Below are 22857 nucleotides of genomic sequence, written 5' to 3' on the forward strand. Positions count from 1 at the left end.
CAGACAAAGTTAAGTCTTTAAAACAACTACAGGGGTGTAGCTCCAATTGGCAGAGCAGCGGATTCCAAATCCGCGTGTTGGGGGTTCGAATCCCTCCACCCCTGCCATCTTATTTTGCATATTTATGCAGCGAAAAAGCCCGCTCAAATGAGCGGGCTTTTTTGTATCTGTCGAAAGGTCACATGAGCTCTGGAGTCATTAAATTGACTCACCTGTTTTTAGTATGAGCGGTAATTCTCTTTTGTGAGTCGATCGAAAAGTGAGCGGGTGGATATATTTATCACGTAGCCATGCTTACGACCGCCAGCATCACATAGCCTCCCCCTTTTCGATGCTGGCTTTTTTTATTTGCGTTTGCGACGTTTGGTCTTCCTTGTGGTGGATACCTTCACAATGCCGCCACCTTTCTTGAACTTATAGCCTTTCTTTAGTGTTCCGTTCGCTTTCAATCCAGCTTTTGCCATCGTATTTCTCCTCGTTACTCTTTGTTGTCGTACTGCGGTGAGAACTTGTGTCGTGCTCGGTCAAACAGCGTTTCGACGCGTGTCTCGATGATGGTGATGCGTTTTTCTATTCGCCATAAGAACAGGGCAATCGCCAAGAAGGTTGGGCTGATGCCGTAGTTCACCATCTCTTGTATCAGTTCAGCCATTGAGGGTTCCTTTTGTCTTGTGCGCGAGCCAATGCTCGATAGCCACACGCAGCATGCGTCTGAACCCAAACGTATCGATGTATATCAGGGCAAGTGCATACCAGTAGTATTCCGGCACATTGTCAGCCAATGCGTGAAAGCCTGAGCCTACGTAAGGGGCGAGGCTAGGTACAAAGGCCAGCAATACAGGTAGCGTCGTCAAGATAAGCAAGTATTCATCCTTCCAACCACGTTGGGCGATACTGAGCCGGTCTAGTTCTGCTGCGTTGGCATCCCCTTGTTCGATGCGCCTTGTTTGTGCCGTAGTAATGGCTTCTTCCAACTTGTCTTGCCGCGCCTGCTTTCTTGCCTTGATGGTTTGTCGGTCTTTGAAATAGCCGCCGACCAAACCTATAACGCTGGTAATCAGTCCAATCATGCTGCTATCCCCGCCATGGCCGCACCTTGGCGAATAATCGCCATATCGAGGTAACGCCCGTTTTCGTGCTTGATCATGTGATAGAGAAGTTCAGGAATATCGGCTTCTTTGATCGGCTCATAAGGACTGACACCCAGTTTGTGAGAAACATGTTCGACATAGGCGTAGGTGTTGTTTTCACTTTCCGGTGCCCAGCGGTTGATGATGCCGTGCACGGTATTGATGTGATAACGGCGCATATAGTTGCTCACAAGCTTTGCACCTGCTCTGACGCCGTATTCCATCGCGGAGAACGTCGCAAACCGAGCACCCTTGCCGGTTTCTTTTCCGGTTTGCCCTTCCCACTGATTAGCGGGGTTGTAGTCAATATTGAGGGGGTTATTGTTTCTGAACCCGCGAGGCTGGAAAGCCAAGGCCACGGGCGAGAGTAGGTTGTCACTTTTGTTCATAACGAACCTCACAAGAATAATGAATACAAGCAAAGCGAGCCCAATACGCATGAGGATCACTCCTTTGGCCGAGTCGGGCGTTCGCCTTGCGGAAAATCGGCTTGCTCAGGGTAGTGGCGCAGCGAAATACGGTAAGCGCGCCATGCACTTGCGTTTAACGTTTCGTCCTCAAGCTGATTAATGATCCTGTCCACCTTTACCAATTCTGCATTTCGCCATGCGCGTTCACTTTGGGTACTTGGCAATATGTCTATGTCAGGAAGAACATCGACAATCACGGCATCCATATCGTGAGTGCTGTTTGGCAGCTGCTGCACGGTGCCATCTGGAAACAGAAAATATTGCGCAGGTGTTTTCGTTTTCATCAAAAGCTGACCCCCTCAATCTCGGTAACGTACTGATTGACCGACGGCGACAACGTGAGGTTTAACCACGTGTCTCGACCAGGGACGACTATCAGTGCAATTTCCCCGTTCAACACGTCATCTTCATTGGGGTTGAGCATCACGACATTGTGTTGATAAAGCTGACGGGTCAGCACGCCATGCGCTTGCGGTACTGAGGACGATTGGCCATAAACGCGGGTACGCAGTATCAGCGCATCAAACAAAAACGGACTGGCGTCGAGCGTGACCAAACCGCCGCTTGAGCGTCCCGCCCAGATGGTTTCCGCGCCGCCCTGTGCTGCCTGTTCTTCTATGAAGGACTGCAAACGCTGCGCTTGTTCCCCCAAGCTTTTGCTTCGCGAAGGGCTTTGCCAATAGGCGGCGCAATCATCTGGCTCATGCGACCACCTCACTGACGAACAGCTTGTTATTGCTGGGAATGAGCACATCCAGTGGTTTGGTAATGTTAAGCACCATGCCCGCACCCGGCTCCAATCCGTAACCCCGCTCTGCCACGCCCCCCAACCAAAGCGTATCGGTGTTGGTTGGGCTGGCTTGCAGTAGCAACTCTTTGCGGTTGCTGTTTCCAGATAGTGTGGTGCTTTGCGTCAACGTATCGTGAGCAATAAAACCCGTCTGACGACGCGCGCCTTCGGTCAGCCTTACTTCTGGCGGCTCGGCAAAATACACGGGCTGGGCACCGTCAAACGCCGTCATCACGTTCGCATCTAGTCCCGAGGTAAACGGGATAACCGAGGTGAGAAGCTCAATCTCAGGGTCATCCCCCTCGTTAGTCAGCGTGAGCTGGGTAAAGGTGTCGCCCAAGTCAAACACGTAACCGCGCGGCATGGTCAACGCGGCATCGCCGACGATGGCCGTGACACGCTTACCTTCTTTGAGCATCAAATAACGCCCGACGGCTTGAATGTGTTGGGTCTGCCCGTGGGGCAAGTGCAAATCTATGATCACGGTTTATCCCCTTGTTCTTCCCCAAAGCGCAGCCGTCACTAACAGCGCGATACCCATGACCCCATACAGCACCTTTTGCGTGTCGAGGAAATCGCTTACCCCGCCAGTGTTGTCATTGCGGATGGTCTTTTGTATTCCTTCCAGCAACTTAAAGTTATTGCTGGCTTGCTTACCTTGCAGTCCGGCCAGCGTATCGAGAGAGCGGTTGTTTTGTTCGGTAAGCCTGTTTAGTGCCGCGCTGGCGAGGGCGTCATACGTATCAAACGCTTCATCAACCACCTCTTCATTGACGGACAAGGCTTTCGTCGCCGTGTTTTCCACGGTTACTACGGCGTTATCAACGCTGTCAAAGGCCTCGTCAGCGACACCGGCAGCAAAGTCAAAACTTTGCTTAATCGCACCACCATCAAGCACGTTGTTGATGTTGTTATTGGTGGTGCTGCTTTGTTGTGAGCTTTTAGAACGACTCATGGCAACGCTCCAAATTCACCCGAAAGGCGCCTTTCTCAAACCCTTCACCGTGTATGTCGACGGGGTGATAGTGACGCCAAAAACGCACAATCGCTTTTTCGTCATCAGCCACATGAAACCGCAACGTCTTTGCGCCTGCGCGTTTGGCAATCGCAAGATGTGTGAAAGGTGACGTTTGACATTCGTTCCAAGCGTCGCCATCCAAACCAGTTCATGGCCTTCACTTCGAATGACAATATCGAGACTGTCAAACCGCCATAGCTCGCCAAGGGTTGTTAGCTCTTGGACGATGGCAGGGGTAAAACCCGCCTCTTCGAACCGTTTGCGGTGTTCAGTTGTCCAGTTAAGGCGAATGGGCGTTACTGTTTGAGCCATACCACCCCCAGAATCAGCACCACCGCCGCAATCACATAGAGCGCGCGGTTACTGCCGCTTGCGCCTTGATGGTTGTTAAACGTGACCTGTCCGCCAGCACTGCCACCGTGAAAGTCGCCGTTCTTGGCAGACGAAGGACCACCACTGATACCCCCGCCACCGGTGGACACACCACCGCCAATGCTTGGATCATTTGAGCCACCCTTTACGCCAGACGATAAAGATGACGGCCACGACCATAATCAGGGTGGTAAACGGGAAGCGGTCGGTCTGGCTGGCAGTGATACCCGTCTCGACCGCATCCTTTGTCCACCATGCGCCTGCTGCGAGGCCGCCAAGACCGAGAAATAACAACGGCATCGTCTTTCCTTATTTCCTGAAAATGATGTACAGGGCAATCAGCACCACCAGTGCGCCACCGCCAAAGAGCATCAACTGTTGGCGGCGTGCCGCGTCTTTGCTTTCTTTGGCCTCTTGATTGGCCGCATCAATGCGCGCCTGTTGGTTTAAGGTGGCGTTTTCACTGGCGGCGCGTTCAGCGTTCGCTTGGGCTTCAAGCTGGAAAAGTACGCCCCAGCACCGTGCAGTAAGTCGGTGCTGAACTCGCTGAGTCCATCGGTGAAGCCATCCCACCAGTGTGCTTCTTGAGACATAGCTCCCCCTTAAGGCAGACGTTCTACTTCGATGTAATCTGTGAAAACATCAATGGTGCCTGTGCTGCGCTTTTCGATTTCGAGTTTCAAGCTCGACAACGCCACGGGCGTAAACGCTTGTTCGTTTGCAAACCCCGTGGAGACAAAGTCCAACCACACACCATGCGCAGGTGCATCGGTGTCGCTATAACGTCCCATGGCAAAGCGAATGTCTTCGACGCTTTGCTCCCAGATGGTTTCGTTATCGCGGCGAATAGAAACACGCGTGATGTCGTCGTTTTCTGTTTCAAGCAGCATCGAGCGTAAACGGATGTTTTGCCCCACAATCGGAAACTCATGACGCTGGGTACCGGTTTGCGTATGCGTGACAGACGTTTGCGAATAACGCTGTTGGAAGAAGCGCGTGGTTTGGTAATCCACGACACGGGCAGTGGCGGTGAACTCGGGAATGTCTGGGTCATTGGCGACCTTTTGCTTTACGCCGATTTTCAGCATGAGCAGTTCACCGGCTTGATGAACCAGTTCGCCACGGCGAATACCCGCCAACGTACGTAGCGTTTCGTCTGCAAACGGAATGATTAAACGGGTTTTGGTTGCGCCGTTAACGCCTTTGGCTGAACAGGCAGTCCCTTTTTGGTATCGCGTTTATGGAAAAAGGCCGCATCGATACCAATGATCTCTTTGTTGTTACGCTCAAGCGAAACACGCCCCAAACGTTGCAGCGGAAGGTCTGTTAACACTTCGAGAGATGCAAATGCGTTCAGTGTGTTGATCTCCAATACGGCTTGCTTGCCGTATACCTGCCCCGAGCGAAATGGGTCTAAATCCATTGGGCGAACGTTAAATGCGCCTTTGACGGCGGCAACGACAGCCGCTTGTTGTGCAATCGGTGATGCCATATGTGTGATGTCCTTTGGTGGCTTACTAACACGTCTGGTCAGGCTTACAACAAGCCCTTATCCAGCCCCAGAGATTTACGCGGTTTTTCCAGTGCATCCACATTGGCCACCGTGGCCATCACGGCGAGCATGGTGACGACGGCCACCAAGACAACCGTCCACTGTGTTTTTGTCAGTCCGAACATGGTGTCGAATCCTTTGCTGATGAGTGTGTTAAACAGGAGAGTGCCCATACACCCTCGCTTTGATGAATGAAGGTGACATCACTATAGGCAGGGAAAAGGAAGGAAAAATAGCCTCTGAGCTGACCCTTAGGTTTGTGACCTATAGGTCTGATTGCGTTTAGATTTGTGGCTTGGGTAACGAAAAGAATTAAGCGAGAACTTTAGTATTAGGAAATGCTTGAATGCTTGTGCACTACATAACGAGTTGCTTTACGTTCCTTACACTTAATGTTGAATAGGATGGTATAACAAGCTGAAGCTATGAGTTATGATTCAAATTGTTATCATTAGTGGACAATAGCCATGGAAAGTAAACTGAAGCACCTAGAGTTTATTCAGAATGTAATTACGCGAATGAACTCTAACTCATTTCTTATTAAAGGGTGGCTATTACTTTAATCTCTGCGCTTTTTGCTTTAGCTGCTAAAGATGCAAATATTCAATATGTGCTAGTTACTTACATAGTCATTCCTGTTTTTTGGATGCTTGATGGCTTCTTTATTTCTCAAGAGCGTCAATACAGGCAGTTGTACGAAAAGGTGAGATTGACAAATGATGAAGACATTGACTTCTCAATGAATGCGTCAATGTTCAATAGTGGTCGAAATTCTTGGGTATCTGGAGTTTTGTCAAAAACTTTATTCCCATTCTACGGTATAACAGTGTTGGTTACGCTTTTTGTGATGTTTTTCATTGGTGGGTAGAGTAGGTATGGGTAGAAAGATCTTTGTTTCTTACAAATATGCGGATAGCAAGGTGCAAGCTCTTACTGATAGCATTTTCGACAATACGACCGTTAGAAGTTATGTCGACAAGCTACAAGAGTTCTTGGATGCCGAAGATCACATCAATAAAGGTGAGGCAGATGGTGAGGACTTAAGTGACTTTAAGGACAGTACTATTGCATCAAAGTTAAGAGACAAAATTTTTGACAGTAGTATCACTATCGTTATGGTTTCGCCGGGTATGAAGTCTACGAGTATCTTTGATTCCGAGAGTGACCAATGGATTCCATGGGAGGTATCGTACTCTCTCAAAGAGCTTACTCGCAACAATGTAACTAGCCGCGCAAATGCAGTACTAGCAGTTATATTGCCTGATACTTTAGGGCAGTATGACTACTTTATTGAAGACAATACATGTAATGCATGTAAGTGTGTAACACTAAAAACGAATTTTCTTTTTGAAATTATGAAAAGGAATATGTTTAACATTAAGGAGCCTTCTTTTAATGATTGCTCTCAGCACTCACCCAACTCCATATACAATGGAGAAGCGTCTTACATAAAATCCGTGAAATGGTGCAACTTTATTGGAAACATTAACTATTACTTGGATGTGGCGATTGAAATTCGAGATAACATTGACAGTTACAATATAACTAAAAACATTCCTGAACATGAGTGGACTGGAGTGTAATATTGAAACTGGCATCATTATTACTATTTTTTGGTGGATTAAAGGGTGTTTAAAAACGAGAGTTACGGAAACCCTGAAAGCGTAAATGCAGTGAAAAAGTAGTAACGCGGCAATTGTTATTATGGGTGTTTGGTACGCAGCCATTCTGCGTGGGATGAAAAGCCAGTAGCATATTCATACTATGTACACTGGCTTTTTGTTATAAGCGTTTTTTCTTTCGATGTCATCAAGCATTCAGGAAGGACAGGCCAGTTCCCATTAAATTCTAAAAAGCACAAAAAAAGCACCACCCGTTAGAGTGATGCTTTGTCTTCCAGCATAGACGCCGATTCTTATTGAATTGGGTCGTTAGCCGCCATTTGACGGTCAACTTGCTGGATTGGAGCCTCTACCAAATACCAGTGATGGAATGCCGCATTAGGTGGTACTCCTAGTGGGTCAACCCTTACGATCATCAGTCCCATGTTCATAATCTTTTTATTAACGTCATCGACAAGTTGAGGGACATTGCTACATCCCGCATGGAGCCTGACTAGATCAGTTTTAATGCCTTGTGTAAGAGCGATTGCCTCGAAAACCAAAGACGTCTTGGTAAATTCACCATTACGTTTTGACCATGTGAGATTTTTGATTCGCTCAACATCAGCATGTGGAAGATGAACTTGCAGAAGACCAGTGGTGCTGGATTTGAAGGTAAAGCTATTTCGATGTTTCATAAATATATCTCGGTATTTGCGCACAATGAGCAGATCAAAGTGCATGACTTTTTAAGATTCAGGGCTTATCAGTTCCCTGCGATGTAATGTCTCAATGGGTAATTAGGCCAAAGAGAACATATATGTGAGAGCTTGGATTCCCACATATGAGACTATTGTAACACGCACTACTTTTTTGTTTCAATAGTTAAACGCAAAAAGCCCGCCGAGATAAGGCAGGCTGTTTACTTGTTTATAGTCGGGAGGAAAAGTCTAACCGCCGACTTTTTGTTTTACGTCGTTGTAGGGTGATAAGTCCTACGCGACAAGTTTTACGTCTCGGGTAATTAGTCCGCGACAAATTCTTGTTGTCGTCGCTTCTAAGGTTAGAGGCGTTAGTAAAGTACTTTTCGAAAGTAACTTTATGTCGACAAGTGAAGAGTAATAGTTGGCTCTCAATGCTGTCAATATGACTACATATCGCTCAATAGCGTGTACGACATCGTGCGACAAATAGGTACAGATTGTACCATTTGAGGACACTGAAGGACATTGTAAGACAATTAACCTCTACAGTTAATGTTCTACAAAATGCAGACATTTGAATCGCTCAGAATCGCTTACAGAGCGTCTCGTATGTAGTAACGCAGTTTCATATTATATCATTTTGTGATAAATGTCACAAAATAATATAGATTCAAACCCTCCAAATTACCTCTGTTATGTCGCGCACACGTGTGCAAATACTAACAAATGATCGCAAAGCATCTTTTCTGTCGACTTAAATGTGTGCGTTTACTAACTTTTGCTATCAGTGTTAAAGCGACTTTGTGTGCTGTTACTTATTGCACACGTCGACAAGGAAATTCACTGGGTTATCAGTGGGTGCAGTTATTTACAACGCAAAGTTAGACGTGGGTGCAGTTACATCAGGGTTGCAGTAATAAGCGACCTGTCGACAGAAATCCCTCTTTATATATTCCCCAACACGTTGTGGCAGTTGACAAACTGCTTACTTAACCGACATCGACTAAGTAGACATTTTTGAACCGTTTAGGACTGCTCTAATTCGTTTTTGTCAAAAAGCAAGTTTGTGCAGCTAAGCGGGTGCACGCAATTTGCCAAAATTGGGGTTTTGCCCGGAGGCTTTCAGGTAAAACTCCAAATCATTAAGCTGGCTTAACGCCTCAACTGGCACATCGATTTCCGCACTCCAATAGCGACAATCCGCTTTCGAATCCTGTTTACCGACCCACTTAAACTGAGATTGCCTCACTACCGTCTTGGGTACCTCTTGAGGGCGTTGGAACAGGGCGTACATCACCAGACCAAACTGACGGCCACCGTTCCAAAGCTCCGCAACCGCTTTGGGCAATTGATTGGGGCTGCTTACTGAACCAATCAACTCTTCGACCACAACGTGCAGCTGCTTGTTGCCGTCGGCCACCGCCCACAAAATTTTCGCAAAGACATCCAACTCCTTTACTCCATAGACACCGGACAAGGCCAAGACAAACGGCTTGTTTTTTTGCATGGCCTGAGCGAGGGCAATGGCGAAGGCTTTGATGGAATGGGTCTGTGTAACACGCTTTCGCCCCAGCTTTCGATACGCGTTATACGGGTCGTATATCACCACCCGCTGGGCTTTTTGCAGGTCACGGTCTTGATGAATGGCCGTGGTTTTTCCGCCACCCGTGGTCGCGGCAAAAAGCTTATGCCTCGCCTTGTGGCGTGGATTGCTGTTTATCGCCATGGGCGTGCTCCGACGTTTCTTTCTCTGCGTTGGCCTTTTCCGCTGACGCCACTTTCAACGCGCGCCATAAGATGAAGGCCAAAATGGCGAGGGCAAAGAGGGCTTGCCCCTCTTCTTTATAGGCACCGAGTTTATTGATGAGGCTGCCATCGTGTTTGGCAAAGTACGGGGTGAAGTTTTTGATGATGAGGGCTTTTCGCTGGGCAGGGAGCGCGAAGTCTTCCACCACAAAACTTTGAAACCCAACCTCCACCAGTTCAACAAAGGCTTCTGCTGTCATCTCGCCTTTCACGCCCGCATCCGAGGCATTTGACTGCGTACTTGCGCTGTCTTCTTTGCCGGTATCTGGTTCGATGGCCTCAATGTCTTCGATAAGGGCAGGGCTGAAATTCAGTTGGGTGATATCGAACGCGTCGACGGTTTGCGCCTCACTCATGAGTCAGCTCCTGCTTTGTTGTGGTGAGCGGTTTGGCGTGTCGTTTGTAGCGAACCAGCCCGACGATTACGCCGCCAACCAGACATAAACACACCACCAAAAACACCATGCTGCCCCAGTCAGGGGCGCGCGTTTGCTCGGGCTTTGGGTCTGGTTCCGCGACGACGCGCTGGGTGTCATGGTCGAGCGTGAGAGAAGGCGAGATGTCTTCGATGTCAGCCGCATCAAGGCACTGCGCATCGTCGGCGGCTTCTTCGGTTGTGGCTATGTCATCATCCTCAATGGGGTGCATTTTGGCGGCGTACAGGTCAGGGTTTTCCGCCCACTTATTGGCAATGACTTGCTCACGCTCGGCGGACACATCCGCACCAAAGCGTAAGGCATAGTTGTCCAGCGTCGGCGCGTAGTGCGCCGCGATGTGGTGTTTCACGTCTGCCGATTGCACCGTCTTGTCACAGTTGCCGCAGCGCAAATACGGCGTGTTTGCCCGTTTGCCACCGGACGGAAAATGCACCGTCGACAGCGTGTGACACACAGGACACGGGGCGTAACCCGCGATGACATTCTTACCCGTGACTTTCAACATGATGTTGTTGCTCCATATGGTTCGCGACCGATTTCACCACGTCGCAGTGCGTCTTACTGAGGGCAAAAAACTCCCTGAGCTCATCCAAAAAGTCGGCCGGTAACCCCACCGACGCGAGGTCACGGGTGGTGACCAGTTTGGTGAGCGATTTCATGTCGAGCTTGATACCGCCGTCTTGTCCTGCCATCGCCAGCACCTGTTCGAGACGGGCGGCGAGCACTTGGTGACGGTTGGCGGAGGCTTTTAAGGTTTGATAATCCATAGGGTTCCTCGTGAGGTCGTCGATAGGGGTTAGGGGCGCGCACTGACCAAGGAGCAGGCGGTGTCGCTGACAATCATGACGGGCATGCCGCTGTTAATTGCCGCGGCCGCGCGCTCGCAGGTTAAGCGGTCAGCGTTGCGTAAGTCAGGGAGCAAAGAGAAAGTCACCAGCACCTGATATTCCAAGGCGGTGGAACGAATGAGGTAGTAATACGCCGTTTCGTTGTCGATGGTGATGTTCATCGTGAAGGGTCCTTTGTGGTTTGCGCCCCGCGTACCGCGTGCGTTTGAAGTTCGCCGTCTCGCCATGAAAGCGAGAGGGCGTTATCAATCGGGACAGTGGCACCGCGTAGTAAGGGCGAGATAAGACACTGCACCCCCTTAAGGCTCCATCCGGTGACCGTGATTAAGGCATGTTCGATACCTGTCGGCGCACTATAGGGGGGCGGGTTACACTTATTTTCAGTGCTCCAAGGGAAAGCGCGCCGCGCTTTTTTAAGAGCAATCGCCACCGCGTGTCGTGCTGCCTTCCATGTGTCGACCTTGGCGGTCGGGACAAGCGAATAATCCTTGCCTGCGGTCTCAATAATGATGTCATGCCACATGAAACCTCTGACTTTTTTGACGGTCTCGCCGTAGCCATTGATGCGCGTTTCATAGGCCAGTTGCGCGTCCTGAACATCCTGACAAAAACGGCTCCAACGGCTTTTGTCACAATGCTCGTGAAGGTCAGCTAACTGCGCATCAAACGCCACGTCTTCTTTTGAGGCTCTGCGAATTTGTCGCCATAATCCCACCGGCGGCGAGCCTGATTGTGAAAACTGTTTGATGCGGTGAATGCGCGCCCATGCGGTGGCAGACAGTGCCGTGTGGGCGGCATCCCCCTCGGGCAGGTGAGCACCGTTAATGTTCTTTGAGATGTACTTGATGATGTAGCCGGTGGCCGTGCCTAACGCAGGGTCACAGTGTTTGATGGTGATACGGGGAGAAATATTGAGTGCCCCGTTAATCATGAGTTCGTGCTTGTCTTCATCAATTGCCACAGACTCAATGATGCTGACCAACGCCGCTTTTTGGTCGGGGTGCACATACAAGAACATATGGGCATGGGGCGTACCGTCTTTGTGTGGCTCAGCTACCCGCAGGCCGAACCAATGAATATCAAGTTTTTGAAACCATGCACGGGCTAATCGCCATTTCGCCATTAACACCTCGTGCGCTTCTTTAGGCGTGCAGCCCGTCCACTTATCTGCGTTGCGGTGGTATTTACTCGGCAGTGTCCAGTTCACAAACACCCCCTCATAGCCCATTTCAACCGCGCGCTCTTCATCGCCTCGGCTACGAACAACCAACTCGATACGGCGATTTTCGGGGTTGGCTGTGGTGCGCTTAACGACCTCGGCAAGGTCAAAGGTTTCCCCTGTTTCATGGCAAACCACCGACATCGCCTTCACGAACCGCGCCGCCTCTTGTTGCTTCTTTTCCCAACGGGCAAACGAGCGACGTGATAGGTAGGCGTGCTGGCTTTTTCTGTCGCCCACGCGCGCCAATGCAATCTGTGAATACTCAATGTATTGGGTGCGAAGAAAGGTGAATTTACGCACCAAGTATTTCACGTCCAGGCACCGACAAATCGCGCGTTCCAACTCGTCTTCCGCCTCGGCTAACAGCGTGTGTTTTTTCTTGAGCGGTGGCGGCGTAAGGTGCACCGTACGGAGGTCTTTGCTGATACCCACAAACACGGTTTTCAGGGCGTTGAGATAGGCGGTTTCGCCGTCTTCCACCTGTATCATTTGGATTTGGCGGGTAAACATTTCCGTGAGATTGACGGCCAGTCGTTCAATGGCGTCATCACACATCAGGGTCTCGTGGTTAAGCGTGACCGAACTGCGCGCACCACTGTGAACGCGTTGGTGTGAGGCGTTGACGCGTAAATCGGCAAACGGGAATTTGTGCTCAATGACGGGCGCCCATTTGAGCGCGTGTTTCACCGTGTCATTGATAAACAGCGTCATGTTTTCGCGGGTGGCATTGGCGCGGCGCGAGCGACCGGAGACTTGAAAGTGCACATCGTCTTGCACGATACGCGGCAGCTTCGGCATAAAGTGATGGGCAAAGGGCGTCAACATATCAGCAATCCTTATAGCAATAGCGCGTATGACGCGGGGCGGATGCTTGGTGGTTCCACGCCTTGGCGGCATCACTTGCGCGCGCGGCGTCCTTACTTTCCGTCCCGCAGTCAGCGCATTGCACGAAGTAGCGGGTTATCTCACCAAGGTCTGTCAGCATAAAAACGGCGGAGCTATGGCAGAAGGGGCAAGGCATCAGCCAGACAAGGGTAATGTGCGTGCTCATGCCGTCATCGCCTTTTTCAATCTGGCCGCCTTGCGCGCCAGCAACTCTTTGGCGCGAGGACTTTTGAGGTGAAGATATTGGCTGCGCATCAGTTGAAGACGCAGGGCTTGAATCTTTCTCAGTCCGTCGGCCATGTCAGATACCTAGGCTTTCCAGCAATTCAATATCAAGCAGCAGCTGTTTATAGATAGGGAAGAGAAAGTGGTGCTCGGGAGACGTGGTCTCTAACTGCGCTAAGCGTGCACCAATCACGTTGAACAGCGCGATGGCTTCGCTGGCGTGGGACAAGTCGATATGGATTGCGTGGAGTGGTGTATCAATGGGCATGTCATCACACAACAGGTTTGGGTTAGTCATGATCTTTTCCCTCTTTTGATAGGTCAGAAAACACCACTTCACCGCGTAGCAGACGGTCAGCCAGTGTTATGCAGTCGACGTAACGCACGCCGCCTTCACGCAGGTTGGCGATTTCAGGGATTTCGCCAATGTCCATGCGTGCTTTTATTTGCTTAACGCCCATTTTTGAAAGTCTTGCGAACTCCGCAGCCGTCATAAACGGAATAACGAACATGTGGTAAACTCCCGCACTGGTTTATATCGGTTTCTATTGGCATGCGCCTTAGGCGTACATGCAAATACTACGCCCAAGGGCGCATGGCGATCAAGTATGGAATTGGGAAAAAAAATCAAAGCGGTTAGAGTTGCAGAAGGCCTAAGTCAGCCGGAAATGGCACAACTGATTGATATTCCGATAGGAAGCTTGAGGAATTACGAGCAGGCTAGAAAGGAACTAAAAGCTGAAAACTTGATGAAGATCGCAAATCACGAGCGGTTTAAAAAATACACATTTTGGCTGATGACGGGAGAGGTGCTCCCAGAGTCTGGTCAGGTGAGTCCTGATATGTCCATATTGCTGGAGCTTGGTATTGCCAACGAAGGTGAGACTTCTCCAAAGCGTGCTTAATTGTCCGTATTAAGAGGTTATCTTTGGCTAGCCTCTTTTAATTTTCCTGCATGTATTGATGTTAGGAAGCCCCTTTGCCCCTCAGATAAATGCACCCAGCACAGCGACAACCCGCGTTCGCTCTTGTGGTGTTTGTTCGAAATGTAGCGATAACAGTTCATCACATCTCTCCCCCTCATCCTTACGATAAAAAAACGAACTAAGCGCGAGCACTTGGCCGCCTCTTCTCTTGAGAGGTCAGCGTGGACATAGGAAAAAAGTAAAAGCGTTACGTATTGCCGAGGCTGAGCTTGTCTGAAATGGCAACCCTACTGGGTATGTCGTTAGGAAATCTGAGGCACTGCGAGCAGGGCAGGAAGAAACTAAAAGCAGCACATTTAGTGACAATCACCAATCACGCCCTGTTTAAAAAGTACACGTTTTGGCTCATGACAGGGGAGGTGCTCCCTGAGTCCGGTCAGGTAAGTCCTGACTTTTCTATTCTATTCGAACTCGGCATTGTCGCTGGAAGAAAGAGCACGCAGGTGCTTGCTCAATCGTCTGTATCAAAATGTATTATCGCTGGGGTGATGTATGGTGCATTGTGGGGCATTAGGTTTTTATTCGAGTTACGCACCGGATCAAATGTTCATGAGAAAGCGGGACGCGGTGCAATTGGATAAGCGGCTTGAGCTGCAGACCAAACGAGACAACATCGACAAAGACCCTCGCACCTTAGATGAACTGATCGCGATTTGGTATCGGATGCACGGCAAAACCCTTAGTGACCATATCCGACTCAGAAAGCTGTTGTTTCGAATTTCCGAAAGCCTTGGTAATCCCATAGGGGCTGATTTAACCAGTGAAATGTTTTCGCGCTACAGAGAAAAACGCACGTTAGACGTTAGCCTAAAAACCGTGAATCGAGAACACGCTTACTTGCGTGCTGTGTTCAATGAATTAGATAGATTAGGCGTCATTCACTTCGAAAACCCGCTCAAGAAAATTCGCCAATTCCGCGAGGGTGAATGTGAACTTCGATTCTTGAGCCATGACGAAATCGCCCGTCTGCTGGTGGCCTGTAAAAAGTCGCACAACCCTTCACTGATTTCTGTTGTAAAGATTTGCTTAGCGACCGGTGCTCGATGGGGGGAAGCAGAGAGTTTAAAGCCCCTTCAGATCGCGAACGGCCAAATCACTTTCCTCAATACCAAATCAAAGAAAAATCGCACCGTTCCAGTCAATCGGGTGTTGTTTGAAGAGCTAAGAGGTCTCGAAGCCGTATCGAACAATCGACAGTTTGTTGGCTGTCTTGCTGCATTTCGTAAAGCACTCGTGAGGGCTGAGATAGAGTTGCCGCCGGGGCAAAACACCCACGTTCTCAGACACACCTTTGCCAGTCACTATGTGATGGCTGGTGGAAATATCGTTAAGCTTCGGGATGTGCTGGGACACAGCGAAATAACGACGACCATGCGTTACGCGCACCTCGCGCCAGACCATTTAGAAGACACGTTAAAGCTCAATCCATTGAACAAGCATCAATAAATAGCGAAATTTTATTCATCTGAAATGGTGGGGTTCAATGTCGATTGAGGTGCTGATAGAGAGATGTTTTGAGCCAAACGGTAATAGTAGTAACCAGTGAAACCCGACATGTGTTTTTCTGAGTTTCTATCTCATTGTTTTTGTAGGCTGGTATGTAGGTTTCCAAATCCGCGTGTTGGGGGTTCGAATCCCTCCACCCCTGCCATCTTATTTTGCATTTCGATGCAGCAAAAAAGCCCGCTCATTTGAGCGGGCTTTTTTGTATTTGGCGGAAAGTAAAATAACTGCTCACGACATCACGAGAGTAAAGGGTGTCATTAAATTGACTCATGTGTTTTTTATATAAGTATAAATCTCCAATTTGAGTCGATCAAAAAATGTGCAGATGGTTATATTGATGAAGCCAACTCACTTAACTAGCACCAGCATCAGATAGCCTCCCTTCGATGCTGTTTTTTTTGCCCGAATTTCAGAAACCCGATCACACACTTATATCTAAAAAGTCGTTCTCAATATTGATTATTGTGCAGTGCCATTCGTCCATTCTTTGGATTGTTGTTTTTCGGCCGCTCATCAATAACTCCCTGAAAACCTGAAGTCTTAGCCTTTGTTCAGAATGAACAGGGAGAGTTTGATAGATTAGCTTTGTTCCAAGAAAAAGGGATGTTTGTTATCTAATAACTATAAAAGATGTAATCTTCAGTTTGATCGTGCCAGCTACGTTCTCCGCGTAGTTGGCTTTTTTATATCCCTTTGAGAGAGGTAGATTTCCTGGTTGATGCATCAACACCGTCACTGTCTTTTTGGCGTTTGTTTTGATTTATCAGTGTTTATTCAGATGGAAGGTTCATGAAAAACGGTGTGGATTTTGGCGACGTTCGCGAGCTTGATAGCATTCTTGCTGAACTAAATACATCAATAACAGACGCTAATCGTAATACGTTGAAGATGATCGGAATTGAGGTAATGCAGCAACAATGTATTGATACTCGTAAAGATAGGTGTGCTCAGGTTTCCGGTATTCCGTATGATCAGGTCTTAAATCATGCACGGGCTGCAATAAGACGCTTTATAACTTGACCGCAAATGCTTCAACGCTAGCTAAAGCTCAAAAAATCATAGTGAGTCGTTAGTCTGATCAAAGTGTCATTCTTCATCATCAAACTAAAGTGGTGATGCGATTTGGCGACCATGACTAACTCTACATTGAGCGACGTTGCCAGTTTGTCGATGGCTTTGCCTACTGGGCCATCAACGATATATATCTGTTCTTTGTTGATGTCAGTGCCTGAAATAAGAGATTCGATTTTCTCTTCAAGGGCGTTTTTCTTGTCATCAACTATCTGATCGCCAGTTAACTTTCCAAAGTACACTTCATCTTCTTCATAGCTTTCGCCCAAGTAGGTAGCAAAGCCGATGTAGAGCTCCGCGTTTAGCTGGCGGGAGATCTCGATGGCTTTTTCAAGGTGCGGTTTTGAGTTTATATCCAGCGCATAAAGAATTTTGCTGTACATAATCAGTCCTTCTTAGCTTTATTTACCCAAGCGTATTCCGCGCGTGAAACAAAACCGTGATAAACCAAAGCGATAACGACTATCAGCAGCTGCCTAAAAGTACGGGATAAAGGGCAAACGTAAAACTAGTGTGTCCGCCAAGCATGATGAGGATGGGGTTGCCACCAGCAGGAGGGTGCGTGACTTTAAAGATGATCATGAAAAAAATCCCCACTCCTACAGCGATGCCAAGAGCCCAATATTCAGGTGGGAAGATATTGGCAAATATCACCCCGACAATGGCAGTAGTAAGGTGGCCAAAAACGACGTTGGGTGGCTGTGCTAAAGGACTTTGTGGAAGACCAAATACCAACACCATGGTCGCGCCAAAAGGGGCAATGAGTGCGTAGTCGCCCTTGGCACTCTGGTCAATGAAGGCAAGAATACCAATACAGATAGCGGCACCAATGGCGGCGACCAGTGCTATCATCCAAGGTTGTTGAGCAGGTCGAAGGATACGAAAGTAGATTCCTTTTGATTCATCTGACATAGTTGAACCTCGACAGCATTAGGTTGCGCCGAGTATAGGTGTTTGAACGATCACAGGGAGTTGATTCTGGTGCTATTCGCGTGATTGAAACGTTTGTTCGTTTCATGGATAGCAAGACATTGCAGGTAAATGGAAAACCAATCGCAGTGTGTATTTACTCTAACGGTATCGATAGAAAATGAAGCAATTAAAAGGGCGTTGGGTTTTATTGGGAACCTTGGCTCTGATCGTCGCCATTGGCCTGGTTTATGTGAAGGTAGATGTCCCTGACGATGCCAGATTGGCGTCAGGGGATGGCACTGTGCGCTGCCGTGATTATACGAGCGAGTCCGTCATTAATACCGCTGAGCCTCTAAATGTGGTCGTGTGGAATATTTACAAACAGCAAAATGATGGTTGGGATAGCGAGCTTGATGCGCTTTCCAAAACGCATTCGCTCATTTTGCTTCAAGAAGCACAGTCCAAACCTCAGTTACTCCACTATATCGAAGAAAAAGGTTGGCACAGCAATCAGGCCTACGCTTTTGCGGTTAATGGGGAAATTGCCGGAGTGATGACCTTGTCAGAAGTGGTACCGAAAGAAGCGTGTGCTTATACCAAGATTGAGCCTTACCTGAGATTACCGAAAAGTGCGCTTTACAGTGCGTTCCCGCTCTCGAATGGTGAAACGCTCTCTGTGATTAATATCCACAGCATCAACTTTACGTTCGGCATTGTGGAGTACAAAGAGCAGTTAGAGGCTTTGGTTGATGCAGTGCGGGATGTAAAAGGGCCGCTGATCATTGCTGGTGATTTTAATACCTGGAGCGAAGAGCGTTTGCAGGTTGTGCGCGACGCGCTGAGTGACATTGGTATTCAGGAAGCGAGCTTTGCCTCAGATGAGCGTTTGAAGGTATTTGGCTATCCGCTGGATCATTTGTTTTATCGTGGACTGACTCTGCAACAGTCACATTCAAAAGAGACGCCAGCTTCAGATCATGCATGGCTGGATGCCTCTTTCACTTTTAACCCGTAGTGTTTAAAAGAAACAGGCCGGATAAACCGGCCTGTTTTGTTTTTACATCACTTGCGCAAGATGCGGCTCTTCAACCGAATTGTCGTAAAGCGGTCTCAATGCTTGAAGGACATCTGAGCGAGAGATAACACCCACCAACTTGCCGTGCTCCAGTACTGGCAGGATATGTGGCTTGCTGATTTTGGCTTCTTTAACGCGGTCTTTCAAAGACAGAGTAGAGAAGCTGGTCGCAATACCCATTGGGCTTACTGGGAACACTTTCTCTTTGTCCATCACCAAAAACTCTGCAACATCCATCACGCTCTCTTCCGCGTCCAGTGCTGTCACGTCATCACGCATCAGCTCACCAATGCATTGTTTTGCGTCGGGCAGGTAGTCTTCACACCACAGGTTCACCATTGCATCGTGTACCGAGAAGAAACCGACAACAAACTGCTGGCTATCGCACACTGGCGCACCCGTCAGGTTGTGAGCAAGCAGGACATCAATCGCGTCCGCAGTACGATCGCTTGCTTTCAGGACGATAGGGTTCTTGTTCATCAAGTCTTTAACTTTCGTGTTATTCATCATAATAGAGTCCTTACTAGCTTTGTTGATGGTCACAGGTACATTGATGCTCAGCATCTCTGGTTGAAGCAGTTGTTTACGGTAAATTCCCCAGTTGGCTAGGCCAACTAACACAGCACCACCGACGATGTTGCCAAGGGTGACAGGGAAGAGGTTATTCACTAAAAAGTGATTGATGGTGAGGTCTGCGTATTGGCTGGCATTCACGCCAACGTTCGCCCAGAAGCTCTCTGGTGAGAAGTTGGTGATAACAATGCCGAGTGGCACCATGAACATGTTAGCGATGCTGTGCTCGAAGCCGCTTGAGACGAACATGGCAACAGGTAGCATGGTCATGACGCTTTGACGATTGGGTTGCAGAGCAAAACGTCAGCCAAATTGCGGTACACACCAAGATGTTACACAGCACGCCCAGTGTGAAGGCTTCGACCCAGGTATGATGCAGCTTGTGCTGCGCGATATTTAGCGCATTTAAGCCCCATTGACCGCCATCAAGTTGATACATCCCAGCAGCAGAGACGAGCAATACCACCAACATTGCACCAAGGAAGTTGCCAAAATAGACCTTGCCCCAAGTTGCCAGCAGTTTGCCGATACCCACTTGGTTGTTCGCCCATGAAATGCTGGACAGCACAGTACTGGTAAACAGTTCGCCTTCGAAGATAACAATCAGGATCAAGCCCATGCTGAATGCCAAGCCGCCTACAAGGCGATTCAAGCCCCAGCTGGCTCCGTCATTGCCTGTTGTTACTGTGGTGTAGAACAGAAAAGCGAGACCGATAAAGGCGCCTGCTAACACCGCAAGACTGATTGTTGCGCCACTGCGTTTGCTGATTTTCTTCAGTGCGTAGCGTTCTGCTTCTGACATCATTTCTGATGCTGAGAAGCCTTTCACTGAGACGAAATCATGATCAGTGTATGCAGTTGTCATCACTTCCCCTCCCCAACGTATTCATTGTGTTCTCCTTGTCTCTAAGCAAGGCGACGTGCCTTACTTCCCTTTCAGACTAATGGGCAAGGAGAGGGGAAGTACAATTGATAATCTTCGAAATTCAATTCAGATAAATTGATGATTTCTAACGCATAGGTACAATATAGCCATAGGAAAATTGTGGCTAAATTCGCTAGCAATCAGGAGAGGTTGCAACCATGCGTTATTCTTTAAAACAACTCGCCGTTTTTGATGCGGTGGCAGACAGTGGGAGTGTCAGTCAGGCGGCTGAAATGCTTTCTCTTACGCAGTCAGCTACCAGTATGTCTTTGTCTCAATTAGAAAAAATGCTAGGCCGTCCCTTGTTTGAGCGTAAGGGCAAACGCCTTATCCTCACACACTGGGGATCGTGGCTAAGACCTAAGGCCAAACGCCTGTTGAGAGATGCCAAACAGATAGAAACGGGCTTCTATGATCAGCACCTTTTAAGTGGAGAAATACGACTAGGCGCGAGTCAAACCCCCGCGGAGCACCTGATTCCGGACCTTATCAGTATTATTGATAATGATTTCCCAGAAATTCGAATCTCCTTGGGCGTGCAAAGTACCAGTTCAGTGATCTCTGGGGTGCTGGATTACCGTTATGATTTGGGCATCATCGAGGGTAGGGTGGACGATAACCGCCTCCACCAAGAGCCGTGGTGTACTGACCACTTAATGATTGTATCGTCTGCCCATCACCCGTTTGCGAAGCGTGAGCGCGTCAGTATGGCGCAGCTAGAGCAAGCGAAGTGGGTGTTGCGTGAACATGGATCGGGCACCCGTACTGCGTTTGAAAGTGCTATCTATGACCATATCGCGGATTTGGATGTCTGGCGAGAGTACGAACACATTCCTGTTATTCGCCGTATGGTGGCGAATGGCCCTTATCTGACATGCCTGCCCTATCTTGATGTCGAGCGTTATATTGAAGCTGGAAAGCTTGTGGCTCTGAATGTGCCTGAACTTAATATCGCTCGTTCACTCTCTTTTGTTTGGCGTGCAGATATGGCGGAAAACCCGCTGGTTGATTGTATTAAACGAGAAGGGATCAGAATGATGAAACGTCATCCTATGGTGATGTGATTTGTTCGCCAGATACAAAAAAGGCATAACCCATAGGTTATGCCTTTTTTCGTTGTAACGTCAGTTACGCGCTGACTTTGGTTACATCGATATAGAGTTTCAGTTTTTGTCCTGGCTTGATGTACGCGGTTTTCTTGAGCGAGTTCCACTCCACCAGATCTGCCACAGAGACTTTATAGCGAGCAGCAATACCACTCAACGAGTCGCCTTCACGGATTTGATATACGATAGTGCGAATTCTTGCGCCTTCTGCCGCTTTCTTCCAAATCACCAAGTCTTGGCCGATGCGAAGTGGGTCTTTCGGGCTCATGCCATTCCAGCGCGCCAGAGAGCTGACAGATACGTCGTGCTTGCGTGCGATCGTCCAGAAGCTGTCACCCTTCGCCACTTCCACTGTTACTTTGTAATCACCACGTTTTTTGCTGGTCAGTTTAGCCAGACGCTGCGGAGCACTCAGTGAATATTGGGTTTCATCTTTCAGTGAAACAGGGATAAGCAGGTGTTGCCCTGCACGTATATTGGTTCCGCTGATACTGTTGGCACGTTGAATCACTTTTACTGTTGTATTGTGACGCTGTGCGATCATGCCAAGTGAATCACCGCTTTTCACTTTGTAGCGGGTGACTTTAATGCCTTGGTTGTCATTCTCAGCCAGCTTGTTTTGGAACTGAGAGACATTGCTCTTTGGCAGCAACAGGTGATTCGGGCCATCTGGCGAGGTTGCCCAATGGTTGTATGCCGGGTTCAGGCTTTGCAGCTCAGACAATGGAATGCCTGCGTAGTTTGCCGCAAGCGCAAGGTCCATCTGAACCTTTGGCTCGACCTGCTCTACCACAGGTTTGTTGGCGATTTCAGGCAGTGACAAGCCGTATCTTTCTTGGTTTTTGATGACATCAGCAACCGCGAGCAGTTTCGGGACATAGCCGCTGGTTTCTTTTGGCAAAGACAGGTGCCAGAAGTCAGTCGGTAGGCCTTTTGCTTTGTTGTTGCGGATAGCGCGGAACACGCGACCTTCACCGGTGTTGTAGGCCGCTAAGGCGTGTAGCCAGTCGCCATCAAACTTCTTGTGAAGGTATTCCAGCAGGTCCAATGCTGCATCGGTGGACGCAACCACATCGCGACGACCGTCATACCACCAGTTTTGCTCTAGGCCAAAGCGACGGCCAGTGTCTGGCACGAACTGCCATAGACCTGCAGCACGACCATGTGAGTAGGCAAATTGGTCGAAAGAGCTTTCAACTACTGGCAGAAGGGCAATTTCCAACGGAATGCCGCGCTCTTCGACCTTTTCAGTGATCAGGTAGAGGAAAGGTTCTGCGCGCTTTGCGACAGTTTCCAGATGTTGTGGGTGCTTGAGATACCAGTTGCGGTAGTAGTTTACGCGCTTGTTTTCAGGGACTGGCATGTCCATTTGCATGGCGATCCGTTTCCAGACGTCTTCCTGAGTTTGCGGGGTGATGACAGGGACGACAACTTCCTCGACAACGGGTTGTTGTGGTTCTGCAACCGCAACCTGAGCCAGCGTTTCCTCTGGCGTTTCTGGCGTATTAGTCGGAGTAGCGACGTTTTCTTGCCCGGTAAGTTGGCATCCTGCGAGAAACATCGATCCCACTAAGACTAAACGGAACTTCATTGCTGGTTAACCTTTCAAAAAATGGCCGATGATAATAATCGGCCAGTAGCAG

At 48.8% G+C, this 22857-nt stretch carries 36 protein-coding genes, 1 tRNA gene and 1 pseudogene; 9 read left to right on the forward strand and 29 right to left on the reverse strand.

Annotated elements, in window-relative coordinates; all coding sequences use genetic code 11:
* The first annotated feature begins 30 nt into the window (after positions 1–30).
* Positions 31–107 (forward strand) — tRNA-Trp (locus tag ATN88_RS11220).
* Between the two features lie 371 nt (positions 108–478).
* On the opposite strand, the gene ATN88_RS25830 is transcribed toward ATN88_RS11220, so the two are convergent.
* Genes ATN88_RS25830 through ATN88_RS11280 form a run of 14 tightly spaced genes read right to left on the reverse strand, consistent with a single transcriptional unit; the run spans position 479 to position 5505 of the window.
* Positions 479–652 (reverse strand): hypothetical protein, encoded by a 174-nt coding sequence (locus tag ATN88_RS25830; RefSeq protein WP_157490709.1) that lies wholly within the window; start codon positions 650–652, stop codon positions 479–481.
* A complete protein-coding gene (locus ATN88_RS11225) occupies positions 645–1070 on the reverse strand; it encodes a hypothetical protein (protein ID WP_067415605.1) in 426 nt (141 codons plus the stop codon). The genes ATN88_RS25830 and ATN88_RS11225 overlap by 8 nt, the downstream gene beginning before the upstream one ends.
* Positions 1067–1570, reverse strand: coding sequence for a structural protein P5 (locus ATN88_RS11230; protein WP_232313126.1), 504 nt, complete (start codon positions 1568–1570; stop codon positions 1067–1069). Before ATN88_RS11230 ends, ATN88_RS11225 begins: the two co-directional genes overlap by 4 nt.
* Before the next feature lie 5 nt (positions 1571–1575).
* Positions 1576–1884: a phage tail assembly chaperone gene (locus ATN88_RS11235; protein WP_067415608.1), complete on the reverse strand. Its 309-nt coding sequence runs from the start codon at positions 1882–1884 to the stop codon at positions 1576–1578.
* On the reverse strand, positions 1884–2318 hold the full coding sequence (locus ATN88_RS11240; protein WP_157490710.1) for a hypothetical protein: 435 nt from the start codon (positions 2316–2318) through the stop codon (positions 1884–1886). Before ATN88_RS11240 ends, ATN88_RS11235 begins: the two co-directional genes overlap by 1 nt.
* Entirely contained in the window at positions 2302–2874 is a 573-nt protein-coding gene (locus ATN88_RS11245) for a hypothetical protein (RefSeq protein ID WP_067415613.1), read from the reverse strand. The genes ATN88_RS11240 and ATN88_RS11245 overlap by 17 nt, the downstream gene beginning before the upstream one ends.
* A 3-nt stretch (positions 2875–2877) precedes the next feature.
* Complete coding sequence (locus ATN88_RS11250) at positions 2878–3345, reverse strand: hypothetical protein (RefSeq protein ID WP_067415616.1); 468 nt, start codon at positions 3343–3345, stop codon at positions 2878–2880.
* A gap of 15 nt (positions 3346–3360) precedes the next feature.
* Complete coding sequence (locus tag ATN88_RS11255) at positions 3361–3720, reverse strand: hypothetical protein (RefSeq protein WP_067415619.1); 360 nt, start codon at positions 3718–3720, stop codon at positions 3361–3363.
* Positions 3705–3890 carry a hypothetical protein gene (locus tag ATN88_RS11260; protein ID WP_067415622.1) on the reverse strand — a complete coding sequence of 62 codons (186 nt, stop codon included), beginning with the start codon at positions 3888–3890 and terminating at the stop codon, positions 3705–3707. Before ATN88_RS11260 ends, ATN88_RS11255 begins: the two co-directional genes overlap by 16 nt.
* Before the next feature lie 19 nt (positions 3891–3909).
* Positions 3910–4080 carry a hypothetical protein gene (locus tag ATN88_RS25835; protein ID WP_157490711.1) on the reverse strand — a complete coding sequence of 57 codons (171 nt, stop codon included), beginning with the start codon at positions 4078–4080 and terminating at the stop codon, positions 3910–3912.
* Between the two features lie 9 nt (positions 4081–4089).
* Positions 4090–4353: a hypothetical protein gene (locus ATN88_RS11265; RefSeq protein WP_067415625.1), complete on the reverse strand. Its 264-nt coding sequence runs from the start codon at positions 4351–4353 to the stop codon at positions 4090–4092.
* 29 nt (positions 4354–4382) lie between these two features.
* Positions 4383–4919 (reverse strand): hypothetical protein, encoded by a 537-nt coding sequence (locus tag ATN88_RS11270; RefSeq protein WP_067415628.1) that lies wholly within the window; start codon positions 4917–4919, stop codon positions 4383–4385.
* Positions 4920–4951: 32 nt separating this feature from the next.
* The gene (locus ATN88_RS11275) at positions 4952–5272 is read right to left on the reverse strand and encodes a hypothetical protein (RefSeq protein WP_067415630.1); all 321 of its coding nucleotides are present in this window, start codon (positions 5270–5272) and stop codon (positions 4952–4954) included.
* 44 nt (positions 5273–5316) lie between these two features.
* Positions 5317–5505: a hypothetical protein gene (locus ATN88_RS11280; protein ID WP_067415633.1), complete on the reverse strand. Its 189-nt coding sequence runs from the start codon at positions 5503–5505 to the stop codon at positions 5317–5319.
* Positions 5506–5879: 374 nt separating this feature from the next.
* Between ATN88_RS11280 and ATN88_RS11285 the strand changes: the two genes are divergently transcribed.
* Both ATN88_RS11285 and ATN88_RS11290 read left to right on the forward strand, forming a co-directional pair.
* A complete protein-coding gene (locus tag ATN88_RS11285; protein ID WP_232313128.1) occupies positions 5880–6200 on the forward strand; it encodes a hypothetical protein in 321 nt (106 codons plus the stop codon).
* 7 nt (positions 6201–6207) lie between these two features.
* Complete coding sequence (locus tag ATN88_RS11290; protein ID WP_067415636.1) at positions 6208–6915, forward strand: TIR domain-containing protein; 708 nt, start codon at positions 6208–6210, stop codon at positions 6913–6915.
* Positions 6916–7247: 332 nt separating this feature from the next.
* Here ATN88_RS11290 and ATN88_RS28275 read toward each other — a convergent pair whose 3' ends face one another.
* The 11 genes from ATN88_RS28275 to ATN88_RS11340 form a co-directional block, all read right to left on the reverse strand.
* Entirely contained in the window at positions 7248–7379 is a 132-nt protein-coding gene (locus tag ATN88_RS28275; RefSeq protein ID WP_269748134.1) for a hypothetical protein, read from the reverse strand.
* 1330 nt (positions 7380–8709) lie between these two features.
* Positions 8710–9363: a hypothetical protein gene (locus tag ATN88_RS11300; protein WP_067415641.1), complete on the reverse strand. Its 654-nt coding sequence runs from the start codon at positions 9361–9363 to the stop codon at positions 8710–8712.
* Positions 9323–9799: a hypothetical protein gene (locus ATN88_RS11305; RefSeq protein WP_067415643.1), complete on the reverse strand. Its 477-nt coding sequence runs from the start codon at positions 9797–9799 to the stop codon at positions 9323–9325. Before ATN88_RS11305 ends, ATN88_RS11300 begins: the two co-directional genes overlap by 41 nt.
* Positions 9792–10385, reverse strand: a complete 594-nt coding sequence (locus ATN88_RS11310; protein ID WP_067415646.1) for a hypothetical protein — start codon at positions 10383–10385, stop codon at positions 9792–9794. Before ATN88_RS11310 ends, ATN88_RS11305 begins: the two co-directional genes overlap by 8 nt.
* On the reverse strand, positions 10366–10647 hold the full coding sequence (locus ATN88_RS11315) for a hypothetical protein (RefSeq protein ID WP_067415649.1): 282 nt from the start codon (positions 10645–10647) through the stop codon (positions 10366–10368). The genes ATN88_RS11310 and ATN88_RS11315 overlap by 20 nt, the downstream gene beginning before the upstream one ends.
* 29 nt (positions 10648–10676) lie before the next feature.
* Positions 10677–10889 (reverse strand): hypothetical protein, encoded by a 213-nt coding sequence (locus ATN88_RS11320; RefSeq protein ID WP_067415652.1) that lies wholly within the window; start codon positions 10887–10889, stop codon positions 10677–10679.
* Positions 10886–12775 carry a replication endonuclease gene (locus ATN88_RS11325; RefSeq protein WP_067415654.1) on the reverse strand — a complete coding sequence of 630 codons (1890 nt, stop codon included), beginning with the start codon at positions 12773–12775 and terminating at the stop codon, positions 10886–10888. The genes ATN88_RS11320 and ATN88_RS11325 overlap by 4 nt, the downstream gene beginning before the upstream one ends.
* 1 nt (position 12776) lies before the next feature.
* A complete protein-coding gene (locus ATN88_RS28910; RefSeq protein WP_067415657.1) occupies positions 12777–13001 on the reverse strand; it encodes a Lar family restriction alleviation protein in 225 nt (74 codons plus the stop codon).
* Complete coding sequence (locus ATN88_RS25840) at positions 12998–13135, reverse strand: hypothetical protein (protein ID WP_157490712.1); 138 nt, start codon at positions 13133–13135, stop codon at positions 12998–13000. The genes ATN88_RS28910 and ATN88_RS25840 overlap by 4 nt, the downstream gene beginning before the upstream one ends.
* A 1-nt stretch (position 13136) precedes the next feature.
* Positions 13137–13358 carry a hypothetical protein gene (locus tag ATN88_RS11335; RefSeq protein ID WP_232313130.1) on the reverse strand — a complete coding sequence of 74 codons (222 nt, stop codon included), beginning with the start codon at positions 13356–13358 and terminating at the stop codon, positions 13137–13139.
* A complete protein-coding gene (locus ATN88_RS11340) occupies positions 13351–13572 on the reverse strand; it encodes a hypothetical protein (RefSeq protein WP_067415660.1) in 222 nt (73 codons plus the stop codon). The genes ATN88_RS11335 and ATN88_RS11340 overlap by 8 nt, the downstream gene beginning before the upstream one ends.
* A gap of 96 nt (positions 13573–13668) precedes the next feature.
* Here ATN88_RS11340 and ATN88_RS11345 point away from each other — a divergent pair, with 96 nt between their 5' ends.
* The 4 genes from ATN88_RS11345 (at position 13669) to ATN88_RS11360 (ending at position 16572) form a co-directional block, all read left to right on the forward strand.
* Positions 13669–13965 carry a helix-turn-helix domain-containing protein gene (locus ATN88_RS11345; RefSeq protein WP_067415664.1) on the forward strand — a complete coding sequence of 99 codons (297 nt, stop codon included), beginning with the start codon at positions 13669–13671 and terminating at the stop codon, positions 13963–13965.
* Between the two features lie 299 nt (positions 13966–14264).
* On the forward strand, positions 14265–14627 hold the full coding sequence (locus tag ATN88_RS27250; RefSeq protein ID WP_232313132.1) for a hypothetical protein: 363 nt from the start codon (positions 14265–14267) through the stop codon (positions 14625–14627).
* On the forward strand, positions 14596–15492 hold the full coding sequence (locus ATN88_RS11355; RefSeq protein WP_232313134.1) for a phage integrase: 897 nt from the start codon (positions 14596–14598) through the stop codon (positions 15490–15492). Before ATN88_RS27250 ends, ATN88_RS11355 begins: the two co-directional genes overlap by 32 nt.
* A gap of 849 nt (positions 15493–16341) precedes the next feature.
* The gene (locus ATN88_RS11360; protein ID WP_067415670.1) at positions 16342–16572 is read left to right on the forward strand and encodes a hypothetical protein; all 231 of its coding nucleotides are present in this window, start codon (positions 16342–16344) and stop codon (positions 16570–16572) included.
* A 17-nt stretch (positions 16573–16589) separates the two neighbouring features.
* On the opposite strand, the gene ATN88_RS11365 is transcribed toward ATN88_RS11360, so the two are convergent.
* Both ATN88_RS11365 and ATN88_RS11370 read right to left on the reverse strand, forming a co-directional pair.
* Positions 16590–17006 carry a universal stress protein gene (locus ATN88_RS11365; RefSeq protein WP_067415673.1) on the reverse strand — a complete coding sequence of 139 codons (417 nt, stop codon included), beginning with the start codon at positions 17004–17006 and terminating at the stop codon, positions 16590–16592.
* 82 nt (positions 17007–17088) lie between these two features.
* Positions 17089–17535, reverse strand: coding sequence for an HPP family protein (locus tag ATN88_RS11370; RefSeq protein WP_232313135.1), 447 nt, complete (start codon positions 17533–17535; stop codon positions 17089–17091).
* Positions 17536–17713: 178 nt separating this feature from the next.
* Between ATN88_RS11370 and ATN88_RS11375 the strand changes: the two genes are divergently transcribed.
* Positions 17714–18550 (forward strand): endonuclease/exonuclease/phosphatase family protein, encoded by an 837-nt coding sequence (locus tag ATN88_RS11375; protein WP_067415676.1) that lies wholly within the window; start codon positions 17714–17716, stop codon positions 18548–18550.
* Positions 18551–18592: 42 nt separating this feature from the next.
* On the opposite strand, the pseudogene focA reads toward ATN88_RS11375, so the two are convergent.
* Positions 18593–20048: pseudogene (focA, locus tag ATN88_RS11380) on the reverse strand (formate transporter FocA).
* A 218-nt stretch (positions 20049–20266) separates the two neighbouring features.
* Here focA and ATN88_RS11385 point away from each other — a divergent pair.
* A complete protein-coding gene (locus ATN88_RS11385) occupies positions 20267–21172 on the forward strand; it encodes a LysR substrate-binding domain-containing protein (RefSeq protein WP_067415679.1) in 906 nt (301 codons plus the stop codon).
* Between the two features lie 64 nt (positions 21173–21236).
* On the opposite strand, the gene ATN88_RS11390 is transcribed toward ATN88_RS11385, so the two are convergent.
* Positions 21237–22805 (reverse strand): LysM peptidoglycan-binding domain-containing protein, encoded by a 1569-nt coding sequence (locus ATN88_RS11390; protein WP_198158375.1) that lies wholly within the window; start codon positions 22803–22805, stop codon positions 21237–21239.
* Positions 22806–22857 lie beyond the last annotated feature (52 nt).

The sequence above is a fragment of the Enterovibrio coralii genome (genome assembly GCF_001559595.1).
In the GTDB taxonomy this organism is placed as follows: Bacteria; Pseudomonadota; Gammaproteobacteria; order Enterobacterales; family Vibrionaceae; genus Enterovibrio; species Enterovibrio coralii.